The 11,677-nt window shown below is 72.0% G+C and carries 11 protein-coding genes; 5 read left to right on the top strand and 6 right to left on the bottom strand.

Features of this window, described 5'->3' with window-relative positions; translation table 11 throughout:
• Nucleotides 1–2 precede the first annotated feature (2 nt).
• Genes ACSURM_RS05345 through ACSURM_RS05335 form a run of 3 tightly spaced genes read left to right on the top strand, consistent with a single transcriptional unit; the run spans nt 3 to nt 3,364 of the window.
• Complete coding sequence (locus ACSURM_RS05345) at nt 3–1,391, top strand: NtaA/DmoA family FMN-dependent monooxygenase (protein WP_436953793.1); 1,389 nt, start codon at nt 3–5, stop codon at nt 1,389–1,391.
• Nucleotides 1,388–2,485, top strand: coding sequence for an LLM class flavin-dependent oxidoreductase (locus ACSURM_RS05340; protein ID WP_436953792.1), 1,098 nt, complete (start codon nt 1,388–1,390; stop codon nt 2,483–2,485). The genes ACSURM_RS05345 and ACSURM_RS05340 overlap by 4 nt, the downstream gene beginning before the upstream one ends.
• 54 nt (nt 2,486–2,539) lie before the next feature.
• Nucleotides 2,540–3,364: a TauD/TfdA dioxygenase family protein gene (locus ACSURM_RS05335; RefSeq protein WP_436953791.1), complete on the top strand. Its 825-nt coding sequence runs from the start codon at nt 2,540–2,542 to the stop codon at nt 3,362–3,364.
• Nucleotides 3,365–3,467: 103 nt separating this feature from the next.
• Here the strand turns inward: ACSURM_RS05335 and absR1 are convergent, their stop codons facing one another.
• A complete protein-coding gene (absR1, locus tag ACSURM_RS05330; protein WP_436953790.1) occupies nt 3,468–4,553 on the bottom strand; it encodes a beta-glucuronidase AbsR1 in 1,086 nt (361 codons plus the stop codon).
• A 94-nt stretch (nt 4,554–4,647) separates the two neighbouring features.
• Here absR1 and ACSURM_RS05325 point away from each other — a divergent pair, with 94 nt between their 5' ends.
• Nucleotides 4,648–6,633, top strand: a complete 1,986-nt coding sequence (locus tag ACSURM_RS05325) for a LuxR C-terminal-related transcriptional regulator (RefSeq protein WP_436953789.1) — start codon at nt 4,648–4,650, stop codon at nt 6,631–6,633.
• A gap of 55 nt (nt 6,634–6,688) precedes the next feature.
• On the opposite strand, the gene ACSURM_RS05320 is transcribed toward ACSURM_RS05325, so the two are convergent.
• Nucleotides 6,689–6,955, bottom strand: coding sequence for a hypothetical protein (locus tag ACSURM_RS05320; RefSeq protein ID WP_436953788.1), 267 nt, complete (start codon nt 6,953–6,955; stop codon nt 6,689–6,691).
• Between the two features lie 54 nt (nt 6,956–7,009).
• The gene (locus tag ACSURM_RS05315) at nt 7,010–7,390 is read right to left on the bottom strand and encodes a winged helix-turn-helix transcriptional regulator (protein ID WP_436953787.1); all 381 of its coding nucleotides are present in this window, start codon (nt 7,388–7,390) and stop codon (nt 7,010–7,012) included.
• A 91-nt stretch (nt 7,391–7,481) separates the two neighbouring features.
• Between ACSURM_RS05315 and ACSURM_RS05310 the strand changes: the two genes are divergently transcribed.
• The gene (locus tag ACSURM_RS05310) at nt 7,482–8,411 is read left to right on the top strand and encodes an NADP-dependent oxidoreductase (protein WP_436953786.1); all 930 of its coding nucleotides are present in this window, start codon (nt 7,482–7,484) and stop codon (nt 8,409–8,411) included.
• Nucleotides 8,412–8,497: 86 nt separating this feature from the next.
• Here the strand turns inward: ACSURM_RS05310 and ACSURM_RS05305 are convergent, their stop codons facing one another.
• From ACSURM_RS05305 to ACSURM_RS05295, 3 genes are all read right to left on the bottom strand, one after another.
• A complete protein-coding gene (locus tag ACSURM_RS05305) occupies nt 8,498–9,133 on the bottom strand; it encodes a YceI family protein (protein WP_436953785.1) in 636 nt (211 codons plus the stop codon).
• A gap of 116 nt (nt 9,134–9,249) precedes the next feature.
• Entirely contained in the window at nt 9,250–10,164 is a 915-nt protein-coding gene (locus ACSURM_RS05300) for a YceI family protein (protein WP_436953784.1), read from the bottom strand.
• 782 nt (nt 10,165–10,946) lie between these two features.
• Nucleotides 10,947–11,477 carry a VOC family protein gene (locus ACSURM_RS05295; protein ID WP_436953783.1) on the bottom strand — a complete coding sequence of 177 codons (531 nt, stop codon included), beginning with the start codon at nt 11,475–11,477 and terminating at the stop codon, nt 10,947–10,949.
• Between the last annotated feature and the right edge of the window lie 200 nt (nt 11,478–11,677).

Genomic DNA, 11,677 nt, shown 5'->3' with positions numbered 1-11,677 from the left:
CCATGAGCAAGCCGCTGAAGCAGATCCACCTGGCCGCCCACTTCCCCGGAGTCAACAACACCACCGTCTGGAGCGACCCGGCCGCCGGCAGCCACATAGAGTTCGACTCCTTCGCACACTTCGCGCGGACCGCCGAACGCGCCAAGTTCGACTTCCTGTTCCTCGCCGAGGGCCTGAGGCTGCGCGAACAGGGCGGCAAGATCTACGACTTGGACGTGGTCGGCCGCCCCGACACCTTCACCGTGCTCGCCGCGCTCGCCGCCGTCACCGACCGGCTCGGCCTGACCGGCACCATCAACTCCACGTTCAACGAACCGTACGAGGTGGCCCGCCAGTTCGCCAGCCTCGACCACCTCTCCGGCGGCCGGGCGGCGTGGAACGTGGTCACCTCCTGGGACGCCTTCACCGGCGAGAACTTCCGGCGCGGCGGCTTCCTGCCGCAGGAGGAGCGCTACTCCCGCGCCAAGGAGTTCCTCGCCACCGCCCACGAGCTGTTCGACTCCTGGCACGGCGACGAGATCCTCGCCGACCAGGCCACCGGCACCTTCCTGCGGGACGCCCGGGCCGGCTCGTTCGTGCACCAGGGACAGCACTTCGACATCCAGGGCCGGTTCAACGTCCCGCGCTCCCCGCAGGGCCGCCCCGTCATCTTCCAGGCCGGCGACTCCGACGAGGGCCGCGAGTTCGCCGCCGCCGACGCGGACGCCATCTTCAGCCGGTACTCCACCCTGAAGGAGGGCCAGGCCTTCTACACGGACGTCAAGTCCCGCCTCGCCAAGTACGGCCGCCGCCCGGAGGACCTGCTCATCCTGCCCGCCGCGACCTTCGTGCTCGGCGACACCGACGAGGAGGCCGCCGAACTCGCCCATGAGGTCCGCCGGCAGCAGGTCAGCGGCGCCACCGCGATCAAGCACCTGGAATTCGTGTGGAACCGGGACCTGTCCGCGTACGACCCCGAGGGCCCGCTGCCCGACGTGGACCCGGTCGTCGCCGAGGAGCACATCTCCCGGGGCCGCGCCCAGGTGCGGATGTACCGCGACCCGGTCGCCATCGCCCGCGAATGGCGCGAACTCGCCGAGGCCAACAAGTGGTCCATCCGCGACCTGGTCATCAACACCGGCAACCGGCAGACCTTCATCGGCTCGCCCGCCACCGTCGCGCGGACCATCAACGAGTTCGTCCAGGCCGACGCCTCCGACGGCTTCATCCTGGTCCCGCACATCACCCCCGGCGGGCTCGACCCGTTCGCCGACCGGGTGGTCCCGCTGCTCCAGGAACAGGGCGTCTTCCGCGCCGACTACGAGGGCACCACCCTGCGCGACCACCTCGGCCTCGCCCACCCCGACACCGGCCGGCGCACCGGCGCCCCCGCCGAGCGGGCCGCGTCGTGAAGTTCCTCGCCGTCACCCTGATCGCGAACCGGCCGGACCCCGCCACCGGCCTGCCGAAACCGGCGCACGAACGGTTCCGCGAGGTGCTGGACGACGCCATCCTGGCGGAAGAACTCGGCTTCGACGGATTCGGCGTGGGGGAGCGGCACGAACGGCCGTTCCTCTCCTCCGCGCCCACGGTGGTGCTCGGCCACATCGCCGCGCTCACCCGCCGCATCCGGCTCTTCACCGCCGTCACCACGCTCAGCCTGCTCGACCCGGTCCGGGCGTACGAGGACTACGCCACCCTGGACCACCTCTCCGACGGCAGGCTGGACCTGATCATCGGCAAGGGCAACGGCACCGCGCAGCGCGAGCTGTTCCACGTCACCCCCGAGGACCAGTGGGCCCGCAACGCCGAGGGCTACGAGGTGTTCCGGCGGCTGTGGCGCGAGGACAAGGTGAGTGCCGACACCCGGTTCCGGCCGCCGCTGAAGGACGCCGAGGTGTTCCCACGGCCCTACCAGCGGCCCGTTCGGGTCTGGCACGGCAGCGCCACCAGCGAGGAGTCCGTGGACCTCGCGGCACGCCACGGCGACCCGCTGTTCTCGGCGAACGTCACCCACCCCGTCGAGCCGTACGCCGCGCTGGTCCGCCACTACCGGGAGCGCTGGGAGCACTACGGCCACGACCCGGCGGACCTCGCGGTGGGCGCCGGCACGGCCGGACTGTACGTCGCCCGCACCTCGCAGGAGGCGCTGACGGCGTACCGTCCGGTCTTCGAGGCCGGCCTGGCCCACCAGCGGGCGGCCGGCCTGCCCGTGGTCTTCGAGACCCTGGAGGACTTCGTCGCCCGCAGCTCGGCCCTGATCGGCAGCCCCGAGCAGGTGATCGACAAGGTGCACCGCTACCACGAGGAGCTCGGGCACACCGTGCTGCACGTGGCGGCGGATGCGAACGGGCTGCCGCCCACGCTCCACCGCGACTCCCTCGAACTGTTCCAGTCCGAGGTCGCCCCGGTGCTGCGCCGCCACATCCCCGGCCCGCCGTTCCCCTGGGCGCCGGTCGTCCCCCGCCCGGCGCCCGCACCGGCCCCCGTGCCGGCCGGCCGCTGAACCGCCGCACGTCCGCGTCCGCGCACACCCGAGCTCCGTACCGAGGAGATGGACATGACCACCGTCACCGATCCCGGCACCCACCTCGTCGTCCACCGCACCGGCCCGCGCATCGGCGCGGAGATATCCGGCGTCGACCTGACCCGCCCCGTCGACACGGCCACCGCCGACGCGCTGCGGACGGCCTTCCGCGACCACAAGGTGCTGGTCTTCCGCGACCAGCACCTGACCCCCGAACAGCACGTCGAGGCCGTCCGGCTGTTCGCCGAGCCGTTCGACCACCCCACCGCCGAGCGCCACCCGGACCACCCGCTGGTCTACCCCTACAACGTGCGGCACACCGGCAAGGCCAGCACCTGGCACATCGGCGGCCTGTGGCGCACCCCCGCCTTCGCCATCGAGTCACTGACCTACGACGAGGTGCCCGAACTCGGCGGCCACACCCTGTGGGCCGACCTCCAGGCGGCCTACGACGACCTGTCCGAGCCCTTCAAGACGCTGCTCGCGGGCGTCCACGCGGTCTACGACGGCAACCCCGAGAACTACGCACAGGGCAGCCGGAAGACCGCCCCGGACCAGACCACCACCGAGCACCCGGTCGTCCTCGCACACCCGCTCACCGGACGCAAGGGACTCTTCCTCAGCTCCTCCGCGCTCGGACTCACCGGCGTCACCGAGCAGGAGGGCCGGGTCCTGCTCGACCACCTCCTGCGGCACGCCGCCTCGCCGGACTACACGATCCGCTTCGGCTGGCGGCCCGGCGACTTCGTGCTCTGGGACAACCAGGCCACCTGGCACTACGCCGTCGACGACTACGGCGACGGCGCCCGCGTCTACCGCAAGGTCATCGGCGTGGAGCCGCTGCGCACCGCGTCCTGAACGGGCACGGCACGGCGTGGGCGCGGACGTCACCTCCCCCGTAGGTGACGTCCGCGCCCGTTCCCCCGGTGCCGGACTGTGGCCCGATGCCGTCCGTGTGCCGTCACCAGCACATGACCGCTGTCTCTCCCGACCCCCACGTGGAGTACAGGCGGACCCGGACGGTGTAGCGGCGGCCCCTGACGAGCCGGACCCGGACGACGGCGTTGTCCGGCGTGCCGCCGTCGTCCCGCCCCGTGAGGAAGCGCGGCTCCCCGTCACGCTCCTCGAACACCACCAGCACGGTGTCGGCCTCGCCGAAGGTGCCCACGGTGTACTCGCGGGTCTCCGCCGGCTCGACGGCGAAGTCCGCCTGCTCGCCCGGCCCGAGGCCGAGCGGCACCGACCGGAACGGCACCAGCGCGGCCGGCCCCGCCGGACCGGCGGGCGGATACCAGCGCAGCACGAACTCCTTGTCGGCCGGGGACGGGCTGCCGGGCGGCCGCAGCCCCCCTCGGTACTGCTCCGGCTCCAGCACCAGCCCCGGCCCGAGCGGCAGCGTCATCACCGACTGCGGGTCCCACACCGAGGCCCCCGCCTCGCCGCCGTCCAGCCGGTCCAGCACATTGACGTACGTCGTCTCCCGGCTCCAGAAGTTCGGCGGACCGGCCAGCTCCGCGTACACCGCCTCGTCGTCCCAGTGCAGCCCCGCGTACGGGCTCTGGTGCTCGTGCACCATGCCCAGGGCGTGCCCGATCTGGTGCAGGACCGCCCCGCGCTCCCCGGGCGCGGTCACGTCCCAGCCGAGGTTCATGGTGCGCTCGCCCCGGCCGGCCGACAGCGCGTCCCGGCCCACCGCCGACCAGGACCCGGCACCGGCCTGGAACCCGATCCGCAGTTCCGCCTCGTGCCGGTCGGCGACCTCGGCGAAGACGACGCCGATGCCGAGGTCCTGCCACTCGCGGAAGCAGTCGCGGACCACCTCCCGCTGCCCCTCCCCGCCCGCCCAGGGCACCCGGCGCAACTCCCCGGACCCGGGGACCGGGATGACCGAGGCGTCGGTGCGGGCATCCAGGAAGCAGTAGTGCAGCACCGTGCCGTTGACCCACATCCGCCGCCCGGCGAGCAGCGCGCCCAGCCGCTCGGCGGTCAGTCCCGGTGGATACGACGGGACCGGCTGCCGCGGAAGCGAGCAGAGGCGTCGGGTCATGGCACCAGAGTGCCGCCCGCCCCGGCCGCCCACCTGAGTCGAGGGCTACTCAAGTCGCCCTGTATCAGAACTGAGTACCCGCGCTCAGTAGGGTGTGAGGACTTACCGACAGGACGCGAAGACCCTTCAGCTGCCCTGGCCGTTCACCGGCCGGTCGGAGGAACTCGACCAGGTGCGCGCCGCGTTGACCGGGGGACGGCCCGGCATCGTGGTGACCGGACCGGCGGGCCACGGCAAGACCCGGCTGATCACCGAGGCGGTCCGGGGCCTGGAACACGCCCGGGTGACCGGCACGCCCGAGGCCCGGGACCTGCCGCTCGCGGCGTTCGCGCGGCTGCTCCCCGACACCGTCTCGCTGCACCGCGCGGTCCGCGCGCTGTCCGGCGTACGGGTCCTCGTCGTGGACGACGCCCAGTTGCTGGACGAGACCTCCGCCGCGCTGGTCCACCAACTGGCCGTGCACGGCGGCACCCGGCTGATCGTGGCCGCGGCGGACGGGGTACCGGCGCCCGGCGCGGTGTCCCGGCTGTGGACCGGGGAACTGCTGCCCCGGCTGCCCCTCGGCCCGCTCCCGCCCGAGGACACCGCCCGGCTGCTCGCGGGCGCCGCGCTGGACCCGCTCACCGTGCGCCGCCTGCACCAGTCCTGCCGCGGCGACCTACGCCTGCTGCGCGCCCTGCTCACCGCCCTGACCGAGTCCCCCCGGCCGACGTCGGCGCCGAGACCGGTGCTTGCCGGGGTGGGGGTGCCGGCGTCCGCTTCGGGGACGGGAGCCGCGGAGTGCGGCGCGTCGGGCTCTGGCTCTGCGGGACTCGCAGAACGCGGCGCGCCGGTCTCGGTTCCGGGCACAGGACTCGGCGACATCGGCGTGCCGGGGTCCGCTCCGGGGGCGGTGCTCGCCCCGGCCGAGTCGCCGGTGGCCTGCCCTGGTGCCGGGCTCGTCGGGGTCGGGCGGCTGGAGTCCGTTCCCGGTACCGGGGAGTCGGCCTGGCGGGGGCCGTTGCCGGTCACCCCGGCGGTCCGGGAACGGCTCGCCCCCGCCCTGGAGCGCTCCGGTCCCGGCGAACGCGACATCCTGGACCGCCTCGCCTTCGCCGAACCCCTGCCGCTGCCGCTCGACGAGCTGGACCTGGAGGCCCTGGAACGCCTGGAGGCGGACGGTCTGATCGACGTCGGCGAACAGGGCGGGGTCACCCTCGCCCACCCCCTGCACGGCACCGCGCTGCGTGCCACGGCCGGCCGGCTGCGGGCCCGCCGGCTGGGCCGGACGGCCCCCGCGTACGGACCGGCGCTCGACGCCGAACGGCACACGCTGGTACGGCACATGGAGCGACTGGACGTCCGGCCGCTGCCCACGCCGGTGGGGGAGTGGCTGGTGGCGCACGGCGTGCCGTTGCCCGCCCGGTACGCCGAGACCCGCGCCCGGTTCGCCCGCCTGCGCGGCGAGACACGGGAGGCGGCGGCCTGGGCCCGGGAGGGGCTGCGGTCGACCCCCTCGGACGGCGGCTGCCAAAGGGAACTCCGGCTGGCCGAGGGCGGCCCGGACGAACCGGCCGACCCGGACGACGTCCACGCCCGCTACGCCGCCGTACGCCTCGGGGAGCCCGGCCGGGCGACCGGCAGGGCGACCGGGCGGCTGCCGGCCGGCAGCGTGCTGGCCCGGCACGCCGACGCCCTCGCCCGCGCGGACGGGCCCGCGCTGGAGGAGGCCGCCGAGGCACTGGCGGAGCGGGGCTTCACGCTCTACGCGGCGGAGGCGTACGCGCAGGCCGCCCGCGCGCACCGGGATCCGAGCGCCGCCAGGCGTTCCCGGACCCGGGCCGTCGCCCTGGCCCGCCGCTGCCAGGGCGCGAGCACGCCCGCGCTGGCCGGCCTGGTCCTCGGCGAACTCACCGCCCGTCAGCGGCAGATCGTCGCCCTGGCGGCGGCCGGGCTGAGCAACCGCGAGATCGCCGAGAAGCTGACGCTGTCGGTCCGCACGGTCGGCAACCACCTGTACAGCGCGTACACCCGCCTCGGCACGGGCGACCGCACCGCGCTGCCCTGGCTGCTGGACGGCCCCGACCGGGAGACGGCGTAGCGGCCACCCCCCGCCACCGGGGCCCGGCCGGGCAGCGGACGGCCGACGGTCGTCGTCACCAGATCACCACCGAGGTCACGGTGGCGTGGAAGGCGAATTCGAGGGTGAGAGAGGTCTGGGTGTTGTTTTCTCGCACCGTGCAGAAGAACGGGACCTTGTTGTCGCCGGAATGAAAAGCTGTGCCGAGGCGGAGATTCATGCTCATCGCACCGGCATTGGCGAGACATACCGGCCCCGGAAGACAGTCCGTTTCGATGCGCGCATACCCCTGAATCACCGAAGTCCCGCAATCGACGGTGTTGACCGCGGCGGTGGCGGTCATCTTCTTGAGTGATCCGTGAGCCCTGACGGGCAGGTCGCTGCCCTGGCGGGGGCCTCAGTCGCGATGGGCAACCGGCTCGGGACCGGCGTCGAGCGCGTCGAGCACCGCGTCGCCGTTCGCCCTCGCCCACTCGGTCAGCGTATGGATCGGTTCGATCAGCGTCGCCCCGAGGGGAGTGAGCTCGTACTCGACGCGGGGCGGGACCTCGGCGTAGGCGTGGCGGCGGACGAGCCCGTGTGCCTCCAGCCGTCGGAGCGTCTGGGTGAGCATCTTGCGGGAGATGCCGCCGATCAACTCGACCAGTCGGCCATGGCGCACCGGGCCCTTGCTGAGGCCGGCGAGCACGACCACCGTCCACTTGTCGGCGATGAGCTCGACCGCCAGCCGCGCCGGGCAGTCGGCGAGAAAGAGATCACCGGAACGGAAACCGCTCATGGAGCCAAAGGTACCCGCGCCAGAGGCACCTGCTGGTTCCTGTCGAAAACCTAGCCTGGTCCCCTCCCCCTTTTCCGAAGCCAGGAGAGTCATGCGAGCCATCACCCAGCGGACGCTCGGCGGTCCCGAGGTGCTCACCGTCGTGGACGCGCCCGAGCCCCAGCCCCTCCCGACCGAGGTTCTCGTCCGCGTCAAGGCGATCGGGCTGAACCCGCTGGAGGCGCGCCTGCGCGCGGGCGAGTTCCCGCTGATCGGCCGGCCGCCGTTCATCCTCGGCTGGGACATCAGCGGCGTGGTCGAGGAGTCACCGCGGACGTGGCGGTTCAGGCCCGGCGACGAGGTGTTCGGGATGCCGCTGTTCCCTCGGGCGGCGAGCGCGTACGCCGAGGTCGTGTCGGCGCCGGCGTTGCACCTGGCGCGCAAGCCGGCGTCGCTGTCGCACGTCGAGGCGTCGGCGCTGCCGGTCGTCGGGCTGACGGCGTGGCAGGGTCTCGTCGATCTCGGCGGCGTGCGCGAGGGCGACCGTGTCCTGGTCCACGGCGGTGGCGGCGGGGTCGGCCACGTCGCGATCCAGATCGCGAAGGCGCTCGGCGCGCACGTGATCGCGACCGCCGGCGGGAGCAAGCGGGAGTTCGTCGAGGGGCTCGGCGCCGACGATGTGATCGACTACACGGCGGTCGACTTCGCCGAGGCGGTCCGCGACGTCGACGTCGTGCTCGACACGATCGGCGGCGACACCGTCGAGCGGTCGCTCGAAGTGCTCCGCCCGGGCGGTCACCTGGTGACGGCGGTCGCCGAGGAGGATCCGGGGCTCGTCGCCGCCTACGAGGCGGCGGGCATGCGCTTCAGCGGCATCGCGGTCGACCCCGATCCGATCGCCCTGCGAGGTCTCGTCGAACTCGTCGAAGAGGGCAGGCTCCGGGTCCACGTGCGGGAGACGTTCCCGTTCGAGCGCGTCGCCGACGCGCACCGGCTGCTCGACGCCGGTCACCTCCAGGGCAAGCTCGTCCTCACCGTCTGATTCCGTCGCAGGGCCTCGAGGGAGCGCGGCCCGCTGAGACCCGCGGCCCAACGGTTCTCCGCGACTCCGGGCGCTCCCGACGCCGCCTACGACGTCGACCGGATCGCGGAGATGTCGAACTGCAGCCGGACCTTCTCGCTCACCATGGTGCCCCCTGCCTTGAGGCGCTGGTTGTAGACCAGGCCCCACTCGGTGCGGTCGATGGTGGTGGTGCCGTCGAAACCGGCCCGCTCGAAGCCGAAGGGGTCCAGAACCGAGCCGAGGTAGTCGATGTGCAGGTCGACGGGCCGGGTGACGTCGCGAATGGTCAGGTCCCCGGTCATGCGGAAGGTCTCTCCGCCTTCATGGACGGTGGAGGTGCTGCGGAAGGTCATTTCCGGGTAGTGGCGCGCGTCGAAGAAGTCGGCGCCGATGATGTGCGCGTCCCTCTGCTCCACGCCCGTGTCGACGCTGGCGACCCGGATGACGAGGTCGGCCCGCGACTCGGAGGGCTGGGCCCCGTCGAAGTACAACATGCTGTCGTAATCGGTGAAAGCCCCCCGGACCGTCGTGACCATGGCGTGCCGTACGGAGAATCCGATGCGGCTGTGCGGGCGGTCGATCGTCCATCGCCCGGTCAGGGCCTGGAGTGCGGGGCTGAGCGCGACACCCTGGGACGTGGCCCCCGCGAGAGCCGGGGCCGGCTCGCTGACGGCGGTCTGGCGTCTGCCGAAGATACCCATGATCGTGAGCCCTTTCCCGTCTGATTGCTCTGTGCTGCCAAGGTGTCGCCGGGGCGCTGCCCCGATCGGTGCCCCCCGCCCGAGGGGGACGTGGTCGGCTGACCCGCTATGCGGCGCTACTTCGGTGGCGTGGGCGTGTCGTGGGTGCGGTACATCGCCTGTACGTCCAACTCCAGTTGGACGGTCGGCCCGACGACGGCGATGCCGCGGGCGAGCATGGAGCGCCAGTTGAGGGTGAAGTCCTCCCGGTGAAGTTCGGTCTTCGCGAGGGCCGCGCAGCGCAGTTCCTGTTCGTAGCCCCCGTTGATCGACCCGAGGTAGGTGGTGTCGAGGCCGACGGAGCGGCTGGTGCCGTGCATGGTGAGGGTGCCGTGCAGGGTCCACTTGGAGCCGCCGAGGTGGGCGAACCGGGTGCTGATGAAGTCGATGTACGGGTAGCGTTCGACGTCCAGGAAGTCGGCCGAACGCAGGTGGTTGTCACGGGTGTTGTTGCCCGTGGTGACACTGGAGGCGTCGATGCGCACCGCCACCTGTGAGTCGGCCATGTTCGGAGCGATGCGGATGCTGCCCTGGAAGCGGGTGAACCGCCCGTGGACATGGGCCATGCCGACGTGCTTGGCGATGAACCGGATCGCGGTGTGCGGAGGGTCGAAGAGCCAGGTACCGGCCGTCGGAAGTTCCAACTGGCGGGCGGGCTGGAGCGTGACTTGTGCGGTGGGCCGAGCCACCCCGGCCACGATGTCGAGGTTCTCGCGGGCCGGTGACAGGCCCTCGGCCACGATCATCACGCTGTAGGAGCCGGGTGGCAGCGTGGCTATGAAGTAGCCGTGGGGGTCCGTGGCGCCACGCGTCGCGATCCGGTGGCTGTCCAGCGCGGTCACGGTGACCTCGGCTCCGCCCATGGGCTGCCCCATGGGATCGAGCACCTCGAAGCCGAACGCCCCGGCGCCGGGCGGCAGCGGGACCGAGATGCTCGACGCGGCGCCGGAGGCACCACGGGAACGCCGACGACGGAGCAGCCCGAGAGCCATGGAGTTCACCCTTCTTCCCCTGCGCCTCGGTTACGCGACTCGCTCGGAGTTCTTGCATTCCCGGTCGCCAAGAAACGTCGACGACAGGAGGACGGACGCAAAGCCAGTAGTTCGCCGACGATCATAAAGCGCTCTGCGAGTAGGTCACTCGAGCCGGCGTCGAAGCCGCTCAACGTACTTGCGGACGGGGGCGAGGCCGCATATCGGTACATCGGCCGACCATATCGCCACAGCTCGATTCACTGTTTTGCGGCAATGCTGTGATGAAGGGCACGGAAAAGGGCCCGGATATTCACAACCGATCTGCGGTTTCATCACGGACCTGACACAGGACGCGCCGTGCTGCCGTCCTTCCGTGGGCCGGTGAGAAGGAGGCGCTGCCGGACGCCGACGAGTCGGGAGCAGCTCGCGATGCTCCCCCGGGCGGCTGTGGCTCGGGTCCGCGGCGCCCTCCAACGCCTTCGCGGGTACGGCCCTGCCCGACCTGGACGACCTGCGGGCGCGCGGAATCCTGGGCCCGCACGCGGAGACGGCCCCGGCCCCGTACCGCTCTCTCGGTGCCGGAGCCGACTCCGCGGGCTGACGCCGGCCGGAAACGCGCCCGGACGGGCCCGCTGCTCGCGCCACTGAAGTCCATGCCGCCGTCGACGGTGACATCCGTGATGCGCCCATCGCGCCGGTCGCCGAGTCCAGCGTGGGCCTGGCCCGGCCGTCTGCCGGCGGGCTTCGGCAGTGCGGTCGGTCGTACGGCCGGTCCAGCACGGTCGAAGCCGGACGAGTGGTCAGCGCCAGCGGTTGTTGCTGGTGTGGTCGCCGGCGAGCCAGCGGGAGAGGTCGTCGTGTGCTGTGGCCCGCCGCTCGGCGTCGATCTTCTCCACGTCGGGGTGGTCGACGGCGAACTCCAGTATCAGCCCGTTGGGATCGGTGATGTACAGCGAGACGCAGTAACCGTGGTCGACCACATGGGCGTTCGTCTCCGCATGGCCGGCCGCGGTGACGCGCTCGCGCATGGCTTCCTGGGCCTCCGCCTCGACCTTGAAGGCAATGTGGCGCACGGGGGTGGAATTGATGTCGGTCTTGAACTCCTCCTGGTCCTTGGGGTTCGCGAACTGGAAGAAGGCGAGCGCGCTGTCGTCGGCCAGGCCGTAGAGGGTGTGACTGTAGACGCGCTCGGTTCCGAACATCACCTCGCGCTCGGTCCAGGTGGCGACCAGGGGCAGGCCGATCACTTCCTCGTAGAAGCGCCGGTTGGCTTCCTGGTCGTCAGTGATCCAGGCGTGGTGGTGGAGGCGGAGCGGCAGGGCCTCGCTCATGACGAGTCATCTCCCGTGGTGGAGTGGGGTGTTGGTCTGATGACCGAGGTGGTCGCCGACCTAGTGGTCAGCATGCCGCTCAATTAAGTTGAACGCTAAATCAATTCGGGCCGTTGTGTGCGCGCCGGGGGCGGGTAGCCCGTCGGTCGGCCAGTGGGGGTTGGCGTCAGGCGGACGGTATGCGTCGGGTGGTGTGTGGT

The organism is Streptomyces sp. SudanB182_2057, from assembly GCF_964272715.1.
In the GTDB taxonomy this organism is placed as follows: Bacteria; Actinomycetota; Actinomycetes; order Streptomycetales; family Streptomycetaceae; genus Streptomyces; species Streptomyces rubradiris.
Note: the sequence above shows the minus strand (reverse complement) of the source record. Positions and strands in the feature narration are given on the sequence as shown.